The sequence below is a fragment of the Dyella humicola genome, from assembly GCF_026283945.1.
GTDB classification, from domain to species: Bacteria; Pseudomonadota; Gammaproteobacteria; order Xanthomonadales; family Rhodanobacteraceae; genus Dyella; species Dyella humicola.
Window position 1 is genome coordinate 1133148 of sequence record NZ_JAPDPC010000001.1, and the last position, 21132, is coordinate 1154279.

16 protein-coding genes and 2 tRNA genes are annotated in these 21132 nt (G+C 61.0%); 15 read left to right on the forward strand and 3 right to left on the reverse strand.

Annotation, left to right across the window (positions count from 1 at the left end; all coding sequences use genetic code 11):
- Nucleotides 1-230 precede the first annotated feature (230 nt).
- Nucleotides 231-2651: a TonB-dependent receptor gene (locus tag OUZ30_RS04895; RefSeq protein WP_266181066.1), complete on the forward strand. Its 2421-nt coding sequence runs from the start codon at nt 231-233 to the stop codon at nt 2649-2651.
- Nucleotides 2652-3096: 445 nt separating this feature from the next.
- A complete protein-coding gene (locus tag OUZ30_RS04900; protein WP_266181067.1) occupies nt 3097-6408 on the forward strand; it encodes a TonB-dependent receptor in 3312 nt (1103 codons plus the stop codon).
- 109 nt (nt 6409-6517) lie between these two features.
- On the opposite strand, the gene OUZ30_RS04905 is transcribed toward OUZ30_RS04900, so the two are convergent.
- Nucleotides 6518-6892, reverse strand: a complete 375-nt coding sequence (locus OUZ30_RS04905; protein WP_266181068.1) for a DUF2784 domain-containing protein — start codon at nt 6890-6892, stop codon at nt 6518-6520.
- Nucleotides 6893-7079: 187 nt separating this feature from the next.
- Between OUZ30_RS04905 and ppnN the strand changes: the two genes are divergently transcribed.
- From ppnN to OUZ30_RS04925, 4 genes are all read left to right on the forward strand, one after another.
- Complete coding sequence (gene ppnN, locus OUZ30_RS04910) at nt 7080-8483, forward strand: nucleotide 5'-monophosphate nucleosidase PpnN (protein WP_425601508.1); 1404 nt, start codon at nt 7080-7082, stop codon at nt 8481-8483.
- Nucleotides 8484-8549: 66 nt separating this feature from the next.
- A tRNA-Asn gene (locus OUZ30_RS04915) sits at nt 8550-8626 on the forward strand.
- 765 nt (nt 8627-9391) lie between these two features.
- Nucleotides 9392-10075 carry a DUF2092 domain-containing protein gene (locus OUZ30_RS04920; protein WP_266181070.1) on the forward strand — a complete coding sequence of 228 codons (684 nt, stop codon included), beginning with the start codon at nt 9392-9394 and terminating at the stop codon, nt 10073-10075.
- Nucleotides 10065-10613 (forward strand): hypothetical protein, encoded by a 549-nt coding sequence (locus OUZ30_RS04925; RefSeq protein ID WP_266181071.1) that lies wholly within the window; start codon nt 10065-10067, stop codon nt 10611-10613. The genes OUZ30_RS04920 and OUZ30_RS04925 overlap by 11 nt, the downstream gene beginning before the upstream one ends.
- Before the next feature lie 3 nt (nt 10614-10616).
- On the opposite strand, the gene OUZ30_RS04930 is transcribed toward OUZ30_RS04925, so the two are convergent.
- The gene (locus OUZ30_RS04930; protein ID WP_266181072.1) at nt 10617-11174 is read right to left on the reverse strand and encodes a GspH/FimT family pseudopilin; all 558 of its coding nucleotides are present in this window, start codon (nt 11172-11174) and stop codon (nt 10617-10619) included.
- A 157-nt stretch (nt 11175-11331) separates the two neighbouring features.
- Between OUZ30_RS04930 and uvrB the strand changes: the two genes are divergently transcribed.
- The 4 genes from uvrB (at nt 11332) to OUZ30_RS04950 (ending at nt 14977) form a co-directional block, all read left to right on the forward strand.
- Complete coding sequence (uvrB, locus tag OUZ30_RS04935; protein ID WP_266181073.1) at nt 11332-13350, forward strand: excinuclease ABC subunit UvrB; 2019 nt, start codon at nt 11332-11334, stop codon at nt 13348-13350.
- Between the two features lie 83 nt (nt 13351-13433).
- Nucleotides 13434-13508 (forward strand) — tRNA-Val (locus OUZ30_RS04940).
- 329 nt (nt 13509-13837) lie between these two features.
- Nucleotides 13838-14401 carry an OmpA/MotB family protein gene (locus tag OUZ30_RS04945; RefSeq protein WP_266181074.1) on the forward strand — a complete coding sequence of 188 codons (564 nt, stop codon included), beginning with the start codon at nt 13838-13840 and terminating at the stop codon, nt 14399-14401.
- 126 nt (nt 14402-14527) lie between these two features.
- Entirely contained in the window at nt 14528-14977 is a 450-nt protein-coding gene (locus tag OUZ30_RS04950; RefSeq protein WP_266181075.1) for a CopD family protein, read from the forward strand.
- Nucleotides 14978-15060: 83 nt separating this feature from the next.
- Here the strand turns inward: OUZ30_RS04950 and OUZ30_RS04955 are convergent, their stop codons facing one another.
- The gene (locus OUZ30_RS04955) at nt 15061-16074 is read right to left on the reverse strand and encodes an NAD-dependent epimerase (RefSeq protein WP_266183104.1); all 1014 of its coding nucleotides are present in this window, start codon (nt 16072-16074) and stop codon (nt 15061-15063) included.
- A 407-nt stretch (nt 16075-16481) separates the two neighbouring features.
- On the opposite strand from OUZ30_RS04955, the gene thrS reads away from it, so the two are divergent.
- The 5 genes from thrS (at nt 16482) to pheS (ending at nt 21121) form a co-directional block, all read left to right on the forward strand.
- A complete protein-coding gene (thrS, locus tag OUZ30_RS04960) occupies nt 16482-18383 on the forward strand; it encodes a threonine--tRNA ligase (RefSeq protein ID WP_266181076.1) in 1902 nt (633 codons plus the stop codon).
- 44 nt (nt 18384-18427) lie between these two features.
- Nucleotides 18428-18955, forward strand: a complete 528-nt coding sequence (gene infC / locus OUZ30_RS04965) for a translation initiation factor IF-3 (protein WP_323134909.1) — start codon at nt 18428-18430, stop codon at nt 18953-18955.
- 329 nt (nt 18956-19284) lie between these two features.
- The gene (rpmI, locus tag OUZ30_RS04970; RefSeq protein WP_017463631.1) at nt 19285-19482 is read left to right on the forward strand and encodes a 50S ribosomal protein L35; all 198 of its coding nucleotides are present in this window, start codon (nt 19285-19287) and stop codon (nt 19480-19482) included.
- A gap of 16 nt (nt 19483-19498) precedes the next feature.
- Nucleotides 19499-19858, forward strand: a complete 360-nt coding sequence (rplT, locus tag OUZ30_RS04975; RefSeq protein ID WP_131409389.1) for a 50S ribosomal protein L20 — start codon at nt 19499-19501, stop codon at nt 19856-19858.
- Nucleotides 19859-20125: 267 nt separating this feature from the next.
- On the forward strand, nt 20126-21121 hold the full coding sequence (gene pheS, locus OUZ30_RS04980; protein ID WP_266181077.1) for a phenylalanine--tRNA ligase subunit alpha: 996 nt from the start codon (nt 20126-20128) through the stop codon (nt 21119-21121).
- Nucleotides 21122-21132 lie beyond the last annotated feature (11 nt).

Genomic DNA, 21132 nt, shown 5'->3' on the forward strand with positions numbered 1-21132 from the left:
TCTTCTCCGATCGGGTTTTTTTTGGCCCGGAGGAAGCGTTTAAAATTACGTTAAATGACATGAAATTGCGTTTAAGCACCATTGCTTGCGCATGGTCTTTCGACTAATCGAAAGATTTTCTGTCGGGCCGAGTACCCCTTATCCCTGAATCGTTTGCTGGCCACTCCACAGCGGCCGGCCGCGGCGTTTTTTGCCCATTAAGTCAACCATTGAGATCTAGGAAATACCCGATGAAACGAAACCACCTTTCCATGGCGATTGCCGTCGTGTTTTGTATGGCCGCCGGTTCGAGCTGGGCGCAGGATGCAGCAAATCAAACTGACCAGGCCGCCGCCGCTGCAACGGCGCAGCGCAGCGCGTCGAGCACGTCCAACACGACGACGTCCAATGACACTAAGCGCGTGCAGCAGCTGAACACCGTGTCCGTGCAGGCGCAGACACTGTCGCTGGGCGGTGGCCTGATGTCGGTGCAGACGGCGCCGAAGTCGGTTTCCACCATCACCCGCGACGCCATCATCCAGGCCTCGCCGGGCGCGAACTTCACCCAGATGATCGCCACGATTCCTGGCGTGAATTCTGCGACCGACGACGTCACCGGTCTGGCCAACGGCCATTACAGCATCCGCGGCTTCGACTCCTCGGACATCGGCATGACGCTCAACGGCGCGCCGATCACCGACTCGGGCAGCTACTCGGTCTATGCGACCGAATACGGCGATACCGAGAACATGGGCGACATCACCGTGCTGCAGGGCATTCCGGATATCGACATGCCGGACTCTGGCGCCAGCGGCGGCCATATCGGCTGGGCCACGATCGACCCGACGCACACGGCCGGCCTCGATTTCACCCAGAGCTGGGGTAACAACGACTACCGCCGCACCTTTCTTCGCCTCAATACGGGTGACACGGGTCCGGTCCGTTCGTGGCTGTCCTATTCCACCAACAGCGCCGACAAGTGGCGCGGTTCGGGTGACATGGACGTGACCAAGGTGGACGGCAAGTCGATCTGGACCATCAACGACGACAACTCCATCAGCGCGTCGCTGCAGTACAACCGCCAGAACAACATCAACTACCGTTCGCTGACCAAGGCCCAGGTGGCCCAGAACGGCTACGACTACGATTACACGCGGACGTGGATGCCGGGCTCGTCGGCTGCGGCCATCAACAACAATACCTACTACTACGGTCTGCGTACCAACCCGTTCCGCAGCTACCTGTTCAGCCTCGACGGTGAATTCAAGCTGGCCGATAGCCTGCGCCTGTCCGTGGTGCCTTACTTCTGGTACGGCAATGGCGGCAGCGGCGCCGGTGCGACGGTGACCGAGAGCAACGTCCAGTCGGATCGCTTCGGTTATGCGGATCAGGACGTCAATGGCGACGGCAAGGTGATCAACAACACCAAGGGTGTGGTCTATTCGTTCTCTTCGGCCACGACGTTTCGCCCCGGTGTGATCGCCAAGTTCAACCAGGACTTCGGCCTGAACAACAGCCTCGAGTACGGCGTGTGGTACGAGCGCTCGCGCAAGAGCCAGGCTGATACCTATGGTGCCGTCGACAGCGCCGGCAACCCGGGCGACCTGTGGGGCAACTCCAACTTCATCAATTTCCCGGTGAGTGGCCTGCCGCAGAAGGTGTATGACGAGTACACCACCACCGAGATCAAGAAGGGCTTTGTCACCGACAACTGGACCCCGAGCGACCAGTGGACCTTCACGGCTGGCGTGAGCTACCTGTGGACGAACCGCACCGGTTACGTGTGGGAATACCCGGGGTCGGTCGCGCCGGGCTCATTCGGCAAGCTGCAGAATTTCACCGATGTGGACAAGAACTGGAACAAGTTCCTGCCGACGGCAGGCATCAAGTTCCAGCTCGATGAGCGCAACCAGTTCTTCATCGGCAGCGGCAAGACCTTCCGCGCGCCGCCGAATACCGTGCTGCTGCTGAACACGCTCGACAAGCAGTCGCAGGCCAATGCGCCTGAGACTGCCTGGAACACGGATCTTGGCTACCGTTTCTACGGCGATGCATTGTCGGCCAGCCTCGACGTCTACCACAGCAACTACAACAACAAGCAGGAAAGCGCGTACGACGAAGCAACGGGCTACACCTACTACAGCTCGATCCACCGCATGCACATGGACGGCTTCAGCGGTGAGTTGAGCTACAAGATCGCGAAGGACTGGACGGCCTACACCTCGTACACCTACACCAAGGCGCAGATCGTCGGTTCGATCGACGGTGGCAGCGGCGACGGCATCTATCCGACCGACGGCAAGACCATGCCGGACACCGCCCGCAACATCGGCAACGTGAGCCTGGGTTACGATGACGGCAGCCATCTGTGGGCCAACCTGCAGGCGCGCGTCACCAGCTCGCTGTATGGCGATTACATGAACACCGAGCGCGTGGGTGGCTTCACCACGTTCAACCTGAGCGCGGGCTACCGCTTCAACAGCTGGGAGCTGCTGAAGAACCCATACGTGAAGTTGAATGTGCTGAACCTCACCGATCGCAAGGCGTTCTCCTACGTGAGCTCGGCGCAGTTCCTGGCCGTGACGAGCGGTTCGCTCTATGCCAGCTCGCCCACCTACGGCCTGCTGCAGCCGCGCGCGTTCATGCTGACCTTCGGTACCTCGTTCAACTAAGCCGTACCGCAAACCATTGCGTCAAAGCCGGCCCCGTCAGGGGCCGGCTTTTTTTGTGCCTGCGAAACGCGCTCACGCCCGTCCGCGGCAATGCCGTGGTCGATCCGCGCTTCCCTCCCGCGTCCGTCGCAGCATCAGGACGGCCTGGCTGAGTCCTCGAGGCCGCTTTTCCCCTGCCCGTGTGGCTCGGCCACGGAGGCGAAAGCTTACGATTTCCGGCGGCATTCAACCGTAAGAAATGCGCAGAAAGCCTCAAGAAGTTACGTATTTGTAATATTATGCGCTTACATTCGTCGTGATGGACTTGGGCCGGTGACTACTCCGAGCTCCCCGGGTCGATCAAATAACTTTCGGGAATCAGCCACTTAAAACAGTGGTGGAGGGGCATGGGACTCCTCTGCGCTGATCCCATGCCTTCTGCGAATCTCTCAAGGGTTGAAACTCGATGAACCACGTTTTGCGCACGAAATTACTGCCAATGGCGATCGCGACTTTGTTTGTCGCGTCGCCGGTCCTCGCGCAGGACACCTCCTCTTCGATCAGTGGCCGCGTGCTGGACGCCAGTGGCCAGCCGATCGCCGGTGCCGCCGTGCAGATCGTGCATGCGCCGACCGGCACCACCAAGACCACCACCACCGACGCCAGTGGCCGTTATGCTGCCCAGGGTCTGCGAGTGGGCGGTCCGTTTGATGTGAAGGTCTCCAAGGATGGCGCCCAGGCCGAGCAGGACAACGTCTACCTGCAACTGGCCCAGGACACCGCCGTCAACCTGAGCATGGGTACGGCCCAGGCGGCGGCGAAGAACCTGGACGGCGTGACGGTCTCGGCGAATTCGCTTTCGCAGACCTTCACCCCGGACAACAAGGGGCTGTCGACGAACGTCTCGCGTCGTGAAATCGAAGCCACGCCGACACCGGGCCGCTCGATCCAGAACATCGTGCGCCTCGATCCGCGCATCACCATCACCGACCGTGCCCGTGGCGAAATCTCGGCTGTCGGCCAGAACAGCCGTTACAACAACATCACCGTCGACTCGGTCAGCGCGAACGATCCCTTCGGCCTGAACGCGAATGGTCTGCCGACGCTTGGCACGCCGATCTCGCAGGACACCATCGAGGAATACAACATCTCGACAGCGAACTACGACGTCGCCACCCGTCGCGGCTTGGGCGCCAATATCAACGCGGTCACCAAGAGCGGCACAAACGACTTCCACGGCTCGGTGTACTACGCGTTCCAGAACACCGACATGATCGGCAATAACGAGATCGGCAAGGAATACGCCGGGTTCAATCGCCAGTGGACGGGCGGCGCCACCGTCGGCGGCCCGCTCATCAAGGACAAGCTGTTCTTCTTCGCCTCGGTGGAAAAGAGCGAGCAGGTCGGCTCGGGCAGCCCCTACGGCCCGCAGGATTCCGGCGCGGCAACGCCGATCAAGGGTCTGACCAATGCGCAGGTGCAGCAGGTGCGTGACATCGCCGCCAAGTATGGCCTGACCGATATCGGCTCGGTCGGCGGCGGCAATTCCAACCTGGACGACAAGCGCTACCTCGGCAAGATCGACTGGAACATCACCGACAATCATCGCGCCAGCTTTACCTATAGCGAGACCAAGGAAAACAAGCCGATCATCACCGGTAGCCAGACCAAGCTGGTGCTGTCCAGCGGCTGGTACAAGACCAACGTCGACAACAAGAGCTACGCGCTGCACTTCTACGACGACTGGTCCGACATCTTCTCCACCGACACCACGGTGTCGTATGCCAAGTTCGACCAGAACCGCGGCCCGTACAACGGCGTGGCGATGCCGGACATCACCGTGTATCCGGGGGTGTTTGGCGGCCCGGCGGTGGAGTTCGGCACGGAGTATTCCAGCCAGGCCAATGTGCTGCAGGTGAAGACCTTCAACGCGGCCTGGGCCGGCTCGCTGTTCCTCGGCGACCACACCGTGAAGGGCGGTATCGATTTCGAGAAGGACCAGTACTACAACCTGTTCCTGCAGAACTATTTCGGCAGCTACGTGTTTGAAGAAGTGCCGGGCCCCAAGGGCACCACCGGCCTGAGCAACTTCGTCGCCGGCAACTACTACCAGTACCGCTACAACCGCCCGGCCAACGGACTGAGTCTGGACGATGTGGCTGCGCGCTACACCCTCAACCAGTGGGGCGTATTCCTGCAGGATACCTGGCAGGTCACCAACAACCTGTCGCTGCAGTACGGCGTGCGCGTCGACATTCCGTTGATGGACGACCGGCCGATCTACAACCCGACGTTCGCCGCCGCGCCGACCATCAACCCGAAGACGGGCGCCGCTGCAGGTGGCTTCGGCCGCACCAACCAGACCACCATCAATGGCAATCGAGTGGTGCAGCCGCGCATGTCCTTCAACTATGCGTTCAACACCGAGTTGATGACGCAGTTGCGCGGTGGTGCGGGTCTGTTTGTGACCAATCAGCCCGGCGTATGGCTGGGCAATATCTTCTCCAACTCGGGCATGACCCAGGTGCAGTACAACTGCGGCCCGACCCAGTCGCCGCCCTGCAATACCAATCTGCCAGCGTTCAGTCCGGATCCGCATAACCAGAACAACGGTCCGGGTAGCGCAGGCCAGATGACGGTCAACACCATCTCGCCGGATTGGCATATCCCCACCGCTTGGAAGTTCAGTCTGGGCATCGATCGCGAGCTGCCCTGGTATGGCTTGGTCGCGAGTGCCGACTGGCTGCATATCGATCAGCGTGATGCGATCTGGTTCCAAAACATCAACCTCGGTGCGCCGACCGGCGTGCTGCCTGATGGTCGCGCGACGTTCTACAAGCTGCAGACCGATCCGGCCACGACCAAGCCGATCCCGCGTGCGAACGCCAACCCGGCGTTCTCGGGCCAGATGATCAATCTCGCCAATACCAGCAAAGGTAGCGCCGACAGCATCGCACTGGCGTTGCGCAAGCCGTTCTCGGACGAATGGTCGGGCATGGTCGGCTTTACCTGGAGCCGTGCGACCGAGGTGAACCCGGGTACGTCGTCGGTGGCGAACTCAAACTTCGGCAACAACTACGTGTTCAACTCGAACGAGAACGTGGCCAGCACATCGAACTACTCGGTGCCGCGTCGTGTAATTGCGTCGTTGAACTGGCAGCATCGTTTCTGGGGTGACTACAACACCAGCGCAAGCATCTTCTACGACGGCCATTCGGCCTCCCCGTACAGCTGGACGTTCGGCAACGATGCCAACGGTGACGGCTACACCAACGACCTGGTCTACATACCGCGTCCGGGTGAGGTCGAGTTCCGCCCGGGTACCGATCCGAAGCTGGTCCAGCAGTTCTGGGATTACATCCAGAAGAACGACTACCTGAAGGATCATCAAGGTGAAGTGGCCAAGCGCAACGATGATCGCGCCGGCTGGATCAACCAGATCGACCTGAGCTTCAGTCAGGAAATTCCGGGCATCTTCAAGGGCAACAAGGGCATCATCCGTCTCGACGTGTACAACTTCACCAACATGCTCAACAAGCATTGGGGCATCGAGAAGCGCGTGAACTTCCCGGGCGGTCGCGCGCTGGCGGACTATGCCGGCGTCGATCCGAAGACCGGCAAGTACATCTACAACATTGATTGCGGCGGCAAGGCGTCATGCACGACGTACAACCAGGGCAATGGCTACCAGCCGCTGCCGGTGCCGACCTATATCAACAACAACGACGACCTGGCTCAGCGCTGGTCGGTCCTGTTGACGTTGAAGTACGCGTTTTAAGGCTTGAATCAGACTTGGCGTCCTCGACTGGGGGCGCCAAGTCTGCCGCACTCGCTGTCAGTTCCACGCCACGCGGTCCGGTTTCCGGAACCATGTGGCTGCACTCCGATTATCTGCGTCGCCGCGGCGGAACCAGGCGCCAGGTCAGCAGTACGAGCAATGCGAAGAGTGCATAGCCGAGCGTGAACACCCAGGACGGCAAGTCGTAATAGAGCAGACGGCTCACCCAATGCTGCAGGAAGCCTTCCTCTCCGACAGTACCAGTGCGCAACCAGTCCTCAAGGACCGTCAATGGGCAGGCTATGCCCAACATCGGCAGCGCCGCCACCACGCCGATGGCGCAAAGATGGACAACGCGAAAGGTCCGGTCGCCGACCCACGGCCAGCCGACGCCTGCGCCGACCCATATCGCGACGAGTCCGCCAACGATGAACAGCACGAGCAGCGCGTGCACCACGAGTACGGTGTTGGCCAGCCAGGCCACAGCGTTCTCCTTGCCCTAGGGCGATCTGCAGCAGATTATTCGATAGGCCTTTTGCGTAAGGCCATTGCACCGACGCTTTCTGGCTTGACCCTAGCATGCCTTGCGCGGGAAGCTACACGGTCCGCCATGTCCCGTGCGGACGTACGAGCCGCGAAGGCGCGGCTAGGAGATTGCTTCAATGAATGAGATGAAAGCCGGCAAGGCCGGTCGAGCCGCCACCGTGAGCGCGCGCATTTCGCCCGCCGGTGGCCTGGATATTCTTTCCCGCAACGAAGTGGCACGCTTGCGCGATGCCAGTGGTTCGGGCATGCACGCCTTGCTGCGCCGCTGCGCGCTGGCGGTGCTGACTTCGGGCAGCATGAGCGATGATCCTCGCACCATTCTCGAGCAGTTTCCCGACTTCGACATCCAGGTGCTCCAGCAGGATCGCGGCATCAAGATCGAACTGACGCACGCGCCGGCCCAGGCTTTCGTCGATGGTCAGATCATCCGCGGCATCAATGAGCTGCTGGTCGCCGTCGTGCGCGACATCGTCTATGTGTCGACGCAGATGGAGCAGGGCAATTTCGATCTGGACGACAGCGTCGGCCTGACTCACGTGGTGTTCGAGATCCTGCGCAACGCGCGCATTCTCAAGCCGCAGATCGATCCCAATCTGGTGGTGTGCTGGGGCGGTCATTCGATCTCGCGCGACGAATACGAATACACCAAGCAGGTGGGCTATCAGCTTGGCCTGCGTGCCCTCGATATCTGCACGGGCTGCGGCCCGGGTGCGATGAAGGGGCCGATGAAGGGCGCCACCATCGCCCATGCCAAGCAACGTCGTCGCAACAACCGCTATATCGGCATTACCGAGCCCGGCATCATCGCGGCCGAATCGCCCAATCCGATCGTGAATCACCTGGTCATCATGCCGGACATCGAGAAGCGCCTCGAAGCGTTCGTGCGCATGGGTCACGGCATCATCGTGTTCCCGGGTGGCGTCGGCACGGCCGAGGAAATTCTCTACTTGCTGGGTATCCTGCTGCATCCAGACAACGCCGGCGTTCCGTTCCCGTTGATCCTCACCGGCCCCAAGCACTCCGCGGCCTACTTCGAGCAGATCGACCGCTTCCTGCGACTGACCCTGGGCGACGGCGTCGCGCAGCACTACCAGATCATCGTCGACGATCCGGCTGCCGTGGCCCGCGCGATGGTCCGCGGCATCGACAAGGTGCGCAATCACCGCCTGGACACCAAGGACGCCTTTTTCTTCAACTGGACGTTGAACATTCCGTACGCGTTCCAGCTGCCGTTTCGCCCCACACACGAGGCCATGCGCGCTCTGGCGATTCATCGCGATCGTCCGCGTCACGAGCTGGCCGCGGACTTGCGTCGAGCCTTTTCCGGCATCGTCGCCGGCAATGTGAAGGAAGAGGGCGTGCTTGCCATCGAGCAACATGGCCCGTTCGAGATCGACGGCGACAGCGACATCATGCGCACCCTTGACGAGCTCCTTAAGGCGTTCGTCTCCCAGGACCGCATGAAGCTGCCAGGCAGCAGCGCCTATGTCCCGTGCTACCGGGTGCTGACCAGCGAACCGGCCCACTAAGCGCCGAAATTGCACCGAAAGTCTTGACAGCCCAGGGTTGGATATACAAACTATCCAGCTCACCCCGCCCGAATAGCTCAGCTGGTTAGAGCACTTGACTGTTAATCAGGGGGTCGCTGGTTCGAGTCCAGCTTCGGGCGCCATCTTCGACAAGGCCTTGCAGCAATGCAGGGCCTTGATTTTTTTTGCGAGTGGCTTGAGCTGGCCTGGGTTGGACTGAATACGTCGCCGGCCATGCGACGGGGTTTCCTGCCTGTGGCTTCGCCTCGTGCCCGCCTCTTGCCGTGCCGACTCGAGGCAGGGCCATCCCCCAACGCTTTCCCCGGGCTTGCTTGCGCCACAGCAGGGATTCATTGGGCTGCTGATGATGGCTCGGGGGCGCCGCGTGGCATTCGCAGATCGTCGTTGACCCAAGCATCCTCCATGGCGGTCGAAGCACGATATTCGCGTGCGCTTATGTCGTGCCGTGGCCAGCGGAATCAGGGCCAAACGCCCCGGCTGGGTGGCTTGCATGCCCGTCAAATCGTCTGCATCCAAGGACCACACAGCGTTAACCATCAAAGCCGTTGAATGGCTTGCTTTCCTTGCATCTCGACTTCAATGAGCGCGCGGTGGCCGCGCAAGTTCGCCGAGGCGATCAACCAACGCGCTAGACGATCCTGGATCAGAAATATCCCCAGCTCGGCCGTACGCCTGCATGGCGGTGAATCGAACGTCGAATCGCTGCCCAAATCACCGGCTCATCGAGGAGGCACGTCATGGGTAGTCTGCGAAGTCTGGGATCCGCGGTTTTTGCGGCGTCGACCGTCGTCGTCGCGCTGGCTGGTGACGTGTCCCTGGCGCAATCGCCAACTGTGCCACCGGCGGCTGCGCCCGCTACGGACGCGGCACCGGCGATCGAGCCCGGAGTGCTTGATGAGCTCAACAAGATGGGCGCTTATCTGCGCACGCTGAACATGTTCACGTTGCAGGTCGACACCACCCTGGACGAGGTGCTGTTGAGCGGGCAGAAACTGCAGTTCGGCGGCAAGCTCACCTACAAATACCGCAAACCCAACGGGCTGTTCCTCAATTTGGATACGGATCGTCAGCAGCGGCAGTTTTTCTTCGATGGTAAGACCTTCACGCTGTATTCGCCGCGCCTGCATTTCTACGCGTCGACGCCGGCGCCGGCGACCGTGAAGGAGCTCTTGAGCGACCTGAAAAATAAATTTGGCATCGAACTTCCCATTTCCGATCTTTTTCTTTGGGGGACGGATGCCGCCAATGTGTCTGCGATCAAAAGCGCCATCGCCGTGGGTCCCGCGCGTATCAATGGCGCCGTATGCGAGCACTTCGCCTTCAGGCAGGAGGGCGTGGATTGGCAACTATGGGTTCGGCAAGGCGACAAGCCACTCCCGTGCAGGCTGGTGATTACAACGACCGACGATGATGCCAAGCCGCAGTACGCGGCGACGTTTACATGGGATGCATCGACGCCGGTGCCCGAATCGGCTTTTTCGTTCACGGCACCCAAGGATGCGCACCGCATCAGGTTCGCCACGACGGACGCTACCGCCGACACCGCAAAGGAGCCGGGCCATGTCCAGTAACGCGCGTGTTTATCGTTCCCCTATGGTTTTCCCGCTGATGCTTGCTGGCATCATCGGCTTGACGGTGGTTTCGACATGTTGTGCCCGCGAGGTACGCGGCGGTGCTCGTACGAGCGTCAATGCGGGCGGCAATCGAAACATCGGTGAGGGCGCTAATCGGAACGTCAACGCGGGTGGCAATCGAAACATCAATGCCAACGCCAACGCCAACGCCAACGTCAATCGCAACGCCAATGTCAACGTGAATCGCAACGCCAATGTCAATGTCAATCGCAACATCGACGTCAACGCCGACAACAACTGGGATCGCGGGATGGGCGGATGCTGTTACCACCCGGTGGCGACCGCTGCGGCGGTGACGGCGACGGCGGTTGTCACCGCAGCCGTGGTTGGCTCGATCGTCAACTCGGTGCCAAGCACGGGGTGTCAGAGTGTGGTGGTCAACGGCAATGGATACACCCAATGTGGTTCCACCTGGTATCAGCCGCAATACGCGGGTACGCAAGTAACCTACGTCGTGGTCAATCCACCCGGGTGATGCCTAGTGCGCGTTGGCGCACGTGCTGGCCTGATCCGTGGTGGTCTTGGGGCTGCGGACGCGGCCGGTACTGGAAACCACCACCGTAAGAGCGCCATCGGTATGCCCCCGGTGGCAAAGCGTGAAGGTGACATTGCTACCGTTGGCGCTTCCGTCATTCTGGAAGCGCACGCGTTGGCGTCCGACCGTGCTCAGGATGGTGAGCGTATCGTGGCGCGATCCGGTGAATAGCGGTTTGCCATCGATCCGGTCGGTCTGACTTGTGCGGTAGTGGCCAATGAGCCAGCCGCCCTCCCAGTGCAGCTCATCGACGCAGCGCTGCCCGTCGCGGGTGGGGCAGAGCATGGTGCGGCGCCCCGTGGTGACCGCCAGCCCTCGCGCATGGTGCAGGGCCGAGACCAGGTTCAGCTGCGCTGTTTGCAAGCGATGGCGCTTCACTAGTTGGCTCAGGGCGGGCGTGGCCACGCAGCTGAGTGTGACGACGATCAGACCAACCAGGATCTGCTCGACGAGGGTGAACCCGTCCTGGCGTCTGCAGCTGGCCATCCTGCGGCGTTTCATCGGGAGTCGCTTCCTGCGCAGCCGGGTGAGACAGCCTACCGAGCTGCGAAAGGCGGTCCCAGTCGTCATCATGGCATGCCGGGCGTCCTAGCCTGCTGACACGCACTGTCAGCAGGGGCAATTTAAAATGTCCCCTTGCGACCTCATGTAGACCGCCATGACTGACCGCTTTGAACTCGTATCCCCTTACAAGCCATCGGGAGACCAACCGACGGCTATCCGTTCACTGGCCGAGGGCTTCGAGGCAGGTCTCGCAGCACAGACCTTGCTAGGCGTCACTGGCTCGGGCAAGACCTTCACCATTGCGAATGTGATCGAGAAGGTGCAACGACCCACCATCGTGCTGGCACCGAACAAGACGCTGGCAGCTCAGTTGTATGGCGAATTCAAGGAATTCTTCCCGCACAATGCAGTGGAGTACTTCGTCAGCTATTACGACTATTACCAGCCGGAAGCCTATGTCGTGGCATCGGACACCTTCATCGAGAAGGATGCGTCGATCAACGAGCATATCGAGCAGATGCGACTGGCGGCGACCAAGGCATTGTTGTCGCGCAAGGATTCGTTGATCGTTGCGACGGTATCGGCGATCTACGGCCTGGGCGACCCGGAAGATTATCTTTCGTTGCGCCTGATCCTGGCGCGCGGCGAGCACATCGATCAGCGCGCCTTGATTCGCCAGCTCACCGAGCTGCAATACACGCGCAACGAGCTGGAACTGCGCCGCGGTACCTATCGTGTGCGTGGCGAAGTGATCGATGTGTTTCCGGCCGAATCGGAAACCGAGGCGCTACGCATCGAGCTGTTCGACGGCGAAGTGGAAAACATGTCGTTGTTCGATCCGCTGACGGGCGAGACCATCCGCAAGGTGCCGCGCTACACGGTATACCCGCGTACGCATTACGCGAGCACGCGAGAAAGCGTGCTCAACGCGATCGAGACCATCAAGGTCGAGTTGAAGGAGCGGCTGGAGCAACTCTACAAGGACAACAAGCTGGTCGAAGCACAGCGCCTCGATCAGCGCACGCGCTTCGATCTGGAGATGATGGCCGAGGTCGGTTACTGCCAGGGCATCGAGAACTACTCTCGTCATTTGACGCGGCGCAGTGCCGGCGAGCCGCCGCCGACACTGTTTGATTACCTGCCGGCTGACGCGCTGCTGGTGGTGGACGAATCGCACGTCACCATTCCGCAGCTGGGCGCCATGTACAAGGGCGACCGCTCGCGCAAGGAGACCTTGGTGGAGTTCGGGTTCCGCCTGCCTTCCGCCGTGGACAACCGCCCGTTGCGTTTCGAGGAGTGGGAGCAGCGCGCGCCGCGTTCCATCTATGTGTCGGCCACGCCGCGTGAGTACGAGCTGCAGAAATCGGGTGATGCCATCGTTGAGCTGGTGGTGCGTCCGACGGGCCTGATCGATCCGGAAGTGGAAGTGCGCCCCGTGCGAACCCAGGTCGACGATCTGCTCGGCGAAGTGCACAAGCGCGTGGCCATGGGTGACCGTGTACTGGTCACCACGCTGACCAAGCGCATGGCCGAGAACCTCACCGAGTACCTTGGCGAGCACGGTGTGAAGGTGCGTTACCTGCATTCGGATATCGAGACGATCGAGCGCGTGGAAATCATCCGCGACCTGCGCCTGGGTGAGTTCGACGTACTGGTGGGCATCAACCTGTTACGCGAGGGCCTGGATATGCCCGAGGTGTCGTTGGTGGCGATTCTCGATGCCGACAAGGAGGGCTTCCTGCGCTCTGCGGGCTCATTGATCCAGACCATTGGCCGCGCCGCACGTAATTTGCGCGGCAAGGCGATTCTTTATGCCGATGTAATTACCCGCTCGATGAAGGCGGCGATGGACGAGACCGCACGGCGCCGGGAGAAACAGCAGGCCTATAACGAAACACACGGCATCACGCCGCAATCGGTGGTGCGCCGTATCGCCGACATCATGGAGGGCGCCCGCAGCGAGGGTGCCAGCCGTGGCCGGGGCAGTCGTGGCGAGCGCCGCGCGGTCGCCGAAAAGGGCGTCGATTATGCCGCGCTCAGCGCCGATCAGGCTTCAGTCATGATCAAGAAGCTGGAGGCGCAGATGTACAAGCATGCCGAGAACCTGGAGTTCGAAGACGCGGCCCGGCTGCGCGACCAGATTCACCAGTTGCGAGAGCGCGCCTTGCGCTGAGAGGCCGCTTTCGCGGGGGTGGTTGTCGAGGTGATTCGGCTCACGTATACTGCGCGGCTCGCACGGTACGCCGTGCGAGAACCGGGCGGTTAGCTCAGCGGTAGAGCACTACCTTGACATGGTAGGGGTCACAAGTTCGATCCTTGTACCGCCCACCAATTGAAGTCCAGCAGCGGCGCGGCCTCCCGGCTTAGCGCCGCTTCTGTTTTTGGGGGTGGCTGACCTCGCGCTATCCCCGCGCAGGCGAGGAGCTTCCTTCGCCAATCCGCGAGCCATCCATCGCGTGCCTTGCGAGCCTTACGGGCGCCCAGGCAACGACTCATCGAACCGCAGGGTTCACCTGGACCCCCGTCGCCCTCCCTGCCGCCTGAAGCGGTTTCTTTTTGTTTTGTTCACAAAGTCTCGGCGAAGATCATCGCCACGGACGGCATTTTGTTCAGGGGCCAACATCACTTCCGCACCATTTCTCGGCGAGAGGGGAACACCCATGGCGAAGATTCTGACCCTGTGCGTATTAAGTGCGGCGCTGCTGATGGCGGGCTGTGTGTCGCAACAGAAATATGACGAGTCGCAACAAAAGAATGCTGAACTCGAGGCGCAGTACAAGCAACTCAATGCGACCATGGGCTCCGAGATATCGTCCCGCGAAATGCATATCGAGCGTATGCAAAACGCGATCAAGGTCTCGGTCAACAGCCAGTTGCTGTTCCCCTCGGGCGGTTGGGAAATGTCGACTGAAGCCAAGACCAGCATCGCCAAGATAGCCGCGATCCTGGCGCCGCATCAGCGTAACAAGATCATGGTCAACGGCTACACGGACAGCACGCCGATCGGTGCGGCACTGGCCGCCCAGGGTGTCCCGACCAATCTCGTCCTGTCGCAGAAACGGGCTGACAACGTGATGCAATTCATGATCTCGCAGGGCGTCAGGCCCGATATGGTCTCGGCTCACGGTTTCGGCGAGGAAAGTCCGGTGGCATCCAACGATACGGCGGAAGGCAAGGCGCAGAATCGCCGCGTGGAACTCACCATCGCGACTCCTGGTGGGTGAGCTGGCGAAACAGGGGGCAGGGTACACTTTCAGAAGGACTGTACTCTGACCCTATGATTGGCTCCGACGAAACGGCGCGGCCTTAGGGTTCGCGCCGTTTTTTTGTTTCTGCCGAGGGAGCCATGCATGACGTATTTGTGGATCAAGAGCTTCCATGTGTTGTTTGTCATCGCCTGGATGGCCACGGTGTTCTACCTGCCGCGCATCCTGGTGAATATCGCCGAGGCCGGCGACGAGCCGGCGGTGCGGGCACGGTTGGTGTTGATGGGGCGTCGGCTGTACCGCTTCGGGCACAACATGTTCGGGCTGGCCGCGCTGCTTGGCCTGACCCTGTGGCTGGGTTGGCGGGTGTTTCCAGGTGTGCTGCCGAACGTCACGGCGTCGCTGCACTGGATCGACGCCAAGCTGGTCCTGATTGCGCTGCTGCTGGGTTATTTCATCTGGACTGGCCGCCTGCTCAAGCGCAGTGAACGGGGCGGAGCGCTGCCGTCCTCCAAGACGCTGCGGGTCATGAACGAGCTGCCGGTATTCCTGCTGCTGGGTGTGATTTTCCTGGTGATTGCCAAGCCGTTTTGAGGGCTCTTCGTCGGCTAGTCCAGCGTTGTCATCGGATACCTCGCAATCGGAGGTGATGCGCTGGGGTGGGGCTAGGGATGTTGCTAGCTTTCCAAGTGGTTGTACTCGCGATACCAGGCCACAAACCGCGCCACGCCTTCCTCGATCGAGGTGCTGGGCGCGTAATTCACATCGCGCCTCAGCGCCGAGACATCGGCCCAAGTGTCCGGCACATCGCCGGGTTGCATCGGCAGCAGGCGCTTTTCCACCGTACGTCCGAGCTGCTGCTCCATCAGCTCGATGAAGCGCAGCAGCTGCACGGGTTGGTCGTTGCCGATGTTGTAGACCCTATAGGGTGCGCTGGACGTCCCCGGGCTCGGCGTGAGTGCGTCGTACGCCGGGTCGGGCAGGGCGGGATGATCCAGCGTGCGGATCACCCCCTCGACGATGTCGTCGATATAGGTGAAATCGCGGCTGTGATGGCCGTAGTTGAAGACGTCGATCGGCTCGCCACGGCTGATGCGGTCGGCGAACAGGATCGGCGACATATCGGGTCGTCCCCAGGGGCCGTAGACCGTGAAAAAGCGCAGCCCGGTGGTGGGTAGGTCGTATAGATGGCTGTAGGTGTGCGCCATCAGCTCATTCGCCTTTTTGCTGGCGGCGTACAGGCTCACCGGGTGATCGACCGGGTCCTCGACGGCGAACGGCAGCTTGCGATTGGCGCCATAGACCGAGCTGGACGAGGCGTACACCAGATGCTCGATCTTGCCGTGCCGACAGGCTTCCAGGATGTTCACGAAGCCCACCAGGTTGCTCTGTACGTAGGCTTGTGGGTTCTTCAGCGAGTAACGCACGCCCGCCTGGGCGGCGAGGTTCACCACGCGCTGGGGGCGACATGTCGCAAAAGCGTCGTTTACGGCATCTGCGTCGGCCAGGTCGGCCCGCCGATGGGTGTAGTTCGGATGCTGGGCAAAGCGCGCGAGACGCGATTCTTTCAGCTTGGGGTCGTAGTAATCGTTGTGGTTGTCGATGCCGTAGACGTCGTCGCCGCGTGCCAGCAGGCGCTCAGTCAGGGCGGCGCCAATGAATCCGGCCGTGCCGGTGACGAGGATGCGCATCGGAAAACCCTTCGGAATGATCGGCATATTCTATCGCCGGTGCGCGCAGTTGCCTTGAAGCACCCTGCTGAATTGACAGCGCATAGTGGGCTAAACTAGCGTTCTGACAGCAATCCACGGAGACAAGGTGGCTCGCGCTCATCACGCCGGCCGAGTGTGCGACATGGCAACTACGAACTTCCAACGCTGACCACGCCACGCCTTGTATTCAGGAAGGGCGCGTGGCGCCCTTTTTTTGTGGGTTGAATTTGTGCCTGTCTCCAGGCATGCAAGAAAAAACCGGCCATCCAAGGCTGGACGATTGATGAAGTGCCCGCCATCCAGGCGGGCAAAGACAAACCGGCCATCCATGGCCGGACTCTTCACTACGAGCACGCTTTGTGTGGGCGTGCGTATCAGGTATGGACATGATTGAGATCACGCTACCCGACGGCAGCAAACGCCCTTTTGAACACCCGGTGACGGTGCAGGATGTCGCTGCATCGATTGGGGCCGGCCTGGCCAAGGCCACGCTGGCCGGCAAGGTCGATGGCAAGCTGGTCGACGCCAGTTTCCCCATCGAGCACAACGCCAGCCTCGAGATCGTCACCGAGAAGAGCCCGGAGGCGCTGGAAATCCTGCGTCATTCCACGGCGCATCTGCTGGCGCAGGCCGTGCAGCGCCTGTATCCCGGCGCGCAGGTCACCATCGGTCCAGTGATCGACAACGGCTTCTTCTACGACTTCGCCTATGAGCGCCCGTTTACGCCCGAGGATCTGGTCAAGATCGAGGCGGAGATGGAAAAGATCGTCAAGGAAGGCCTGCCGGTGACGCGCAGCGTGAAGTCGCGCGATGACGCGGTGACCTACTTCCGTGGCCTCGGCGAGGAATACAAGGCCGAGATCATCGAGAGCATTCCGGCGAATGAGGAACTCTCGCTCTATACGCAGGGCGAATTCACCGACCTGTGCCGTGGCCCGCATGTGCCCAATACCGGCAAGTTGCGTGCATTCAAGTTGATGAAGGTTGCCGGCGCGTATTGGCGTGGCGATTCCAACAACGCGATGCTTACGCGCATCTATGGCACGGCCTGGCTCAACGACAAGGATCTGAAGGCCTACCTGCATCAGTTGGAAGAAGCGGAAAAGCGCGACCATCGCAAGATCGGCAAGGCGCTCGACCTGTTTCACCAGCAGGAGGAGGGCCCGGGCATGGTGTTCTGGCACCCCAATGGCTGGGCCATCTGGCAGCAGGTGGAGCAGTACATGCGCCGCGTGTACCGCCAGAGCGGTTACCAGGAGGTGCGTTGCCCGCAGGTGCTGGATGTGTCGCTGTGGAAGAAGTCCGGTCACTGGGACAACTACCAGGAAAACATGTTCTTCACCGAGTCGGAGAAGCACACGTTCGCATTGAAGCCCATGAATTGCCCCGGGCACGTGCAGATCTTCAACACCGATCTGCACAGCTATCGCGAGCTGCCGATCCGTTACGGCGAGTTCGGCGCGTGTCATCGCAACGAGCCGTCGGGTGCGCTGCACGGCATCATGCGTGTTCGTGCCTTCACCCAGGACGATGGCCATATTTTCTGCACGCCGGAGCAGGTCGAGGCCGAGGTTACCGCCTTCCATCTGCAGGCCATGAAGGTCTATGCCGATTTCGGGTTTAGTGATATCGCGGTCAAGCTCGCGCTGCGCCCGGATAAACGCATCGGTTCCGACGAATTCTGGGACCGCACCGAGGAAATGCTGCGTCGTGCGCTACGTGCGGCGGGCGTCGAATGGGTGGAGCTTCCCGGCGAGGGCGCGTTCTATGCCCCCAAGATCGAGTACCATCTCAAGGATTCCATCGGTCGTGCCTGGCAGGTCGGCACTATGCAGGTGGATTTCATGATGCCCGAGCGTCTGGGCGCCGATTACGTGGATGAGAATTCACAGCGTCGTCACCCTGTGATGCTGCATCGTGCCATTGTCGGCTCGATGGAGCGCTTTATCGGCATCTTGATCGAGCACTACGCCGGTCTGCTGCCTACCTGGTTGGCGCCGGTGCAGGCGACGGTGTTCAGCATCACGGATGCCCAAGCCGACTATGTCCGCGAGGTCACGCAAACCCTTGTCGATAAAGGTTTCCGCGTACAGGCCGATTTGCGCAATGAGAAGGTCGGCTATAAAATCCGCGAACATACGATGCAGAAAGTCCCTTACCTACTGGTGGTCGGAGATCGCGAGAAGGAATCAGGGGCCGTTTCCGTGCGTACACGTTCAGGCGAGGATCTCGGCAGCATGCCGCTGGCAGCCTTCGTCGAACGCCTGGAAGCCGAGACCAGCCGCTAAGCGGTGGTCCGGCCTTGATATGAACTCTTCTGGAGGATAGTGGTATCGCTACCACCGACACTAAGGGCAATCGCCGTAACCACGAAATTCGCGTTCCGCGCGTACGTGTGATCGGCGCCGATGCGGAACAGCTCGGCATTCTCACCCGCGATGAGGCACTGGCATTGGCCCAGGAAGCGGGGATGGATCTGGTCGAGATCCAGCCGAACGGCGACCCGCCGGTCTGCCGCATCATGGATTACGGCAAGTTCAAGTTCGAAGCCCAGAAGAAGGCCCAGGCGGCCAAGAAGAAGCAAAAGCAGGTTGAGATCAAGGAAGTGAAGTTCCGTCCGGTTACGGACGTGGGCGACTACCAGATCAAACTGCGCAACATGCTTCGCTTCCTCGAGGAAGGCGACAAGGTCAAGGTCACCATCCGCTTCCGCGGTCGCGAAATGTCCCACCAGGACCTGGGCCAGAACCTGGCCAAGAAGATCCAGGAAGACGTGGGCGAGAACGGCGTGGTGGAGTCCTTCCCGCGCCTGGAAGGCCGTCAGATGGTCATGATGATCGGGCCGAAGAAGAAGCAGTAATCGAAAAGGCGGCCCAGGGCCGCCTTTTTTCTTCCTCTCCCCTGCGGGGAGAGGACCGAGGAGAGGGGCGGGTGCTCGCGAGGGCCTTTCTACCCGTGCATTCGCCCAATCCGGCACCGAGGCCAGCCCGGCCCCTCACCCCAACCCTCTCCCCAGGGGGATAGGGAGCCAAAGACTGGCGTTACCCCGACTTCCTCCGTATAATCGCCGGTTCGACCCATACGGACGGGTCGTGAACCGATCGTGGCAGGACGGAAAGAGCAATCCCTGGGGTTGCCGCCAGATCAGTCAGAAACCGGGGTCTCAATCCCCACTCAAGGAGCATTCCGATGCCCAAGATCAAGACCAACCGGGCGGCCGCGAAGCGTTTTCGCAAGACCGCATCGGGCAAGTTCAAGGCAGGTCACGCCTTCAAGTCGCACATCCTGACCAAGAAGTCGACCAAGCGTAAGCGCGGTCTGCGTGCGACCAACCACGTCAAAGCTTGCGACACCAAGAGTGTTGCACGCATGTTGCCGTATCTCTAAGGCGGAGGACTGAACCATGGCTCGTGTTAAGCGTGGCGTTACCGCCCGTCGTCGTCACAAGAAGATCATTGGCCGTGCGAAGGGTTACTACAATGCCCGTCGCAAGGTCTTCCGCGTCGCCAACCAGGCCGTCATCAAGGCTGGTCAGTACGCCTACATCGGCCGCAAGCAGCGCAAGCGTCAGTTCCGCGCCCTGTGGATCGTGCGTATCAATGCTGCTGCCCGTCAGTTCGGCCTGTCGTACAGCCGCCTGATCAATGGCATGGCCAAGGCCGGCATCACGGTCGACCGCAAGGTTCTGGCTGATATCGCCGTGCACGACATCAAGGCATTTGGTGCGATCGCAGAGAAGGCGAAGGCCAGTCTGGCCGCTTGATCGTCTAGCGCTCTGCGCACAGACGATATGATGTGATCAAGCGGGGAGGAGGCCAAACGCCTCCTCCCCGTTTTTGTTTGGATGGCTCTCGATATTTGCTCCCTCGCCCCCGTTTACAAATTTGTTGACGGGGGAGAGGGCCGGGGTGAGGGGACACGTCTTGCCACGGTCTAGGTCGAAGCGTGCTTCGAATCAGCGATATCGCAAGAGTGACCCCTCACCCTAACCCGCTCCCCAAAGGGGAGCGGGAACAAGAGAGTCGCATTGATGGACGATCTGGATACCCGCGTCGCACAAGCGCTGGCCGATATCGACCAGGCCGACACGCTCGAAGCGCTCGATGCGCTGCGCGTGGGCCTGCTAGGCAAGAGCGGCATCGTGACCGCCGCCCTCAAGGCGCTCGGCGCCCTGGCACCCGATGAGCGCAAGGCGCGCGGCGCCGAGGTCAATCGCGTCAAGGATCGCCTTGCCGATGCACTGGCGGCACGCAAGCAGGTGCTGGAGCAGGCCGAGCTGGATCGTCGCCTTGCCTCCGAAACCCTCGACATCACGCTGCCCGGCCGCAACGGCGAGCGCGGCGGCATCCACCCGATCACGCGTGCGCTCGAGCGCATCAGTGCGATCTTCTCGCGCCTGGGTTACCAGCGTGCCGACGGTCCCGAGATCGAGGACGACTGGCACAACTTCGAGGCGTTGAATTTCCCGCCGCACCATCCGGCGCGCGCCATGCACGACACCTTTTATTTTGGCGATGGCCGCCTGTTGCGCACGCATACTTCGCCGGTGCAGGTGCGTTCGATGCAAGGACGCCAGCCGCCGATCCGCATCATCGCGCCGGGCAAGGTCTACCGCAGCGATTCGGATCAGACCCACTCGCCGATGTTCCATCAGATCGAAGGCCTGCTGGTCGATGAAACTTCCAGCTTCGCCGACCTGAAGGGCACGCTGGCCGAATTCATCCGCGCGTTCTTCGAGCGCGATTTCGAAATGCGTTTTCGCCCCAGCTACTTCCCCTTCACCGAGCCCTCGGCCGAAGTGGATATCCGTTGGGATGCCGAGGACGGCAGCACGCGCTGGCTCGAGGTGCTCGGCTGCGGCATGGTGCATCCGAACGTGCTGAGGAACTGCGGCATCGACCCGGAGCGTTACACCGGCTTCGCTTTCGGCCTAGGCGTGGAGCGCTTTGCGATGCTGCGCTATGGCGTTTCCGATCTGCGCGCGTTCTTCGAGAACGATCTGCGCTTCCTCAAGCAGTTCGCTTAAATCGCGGCAGG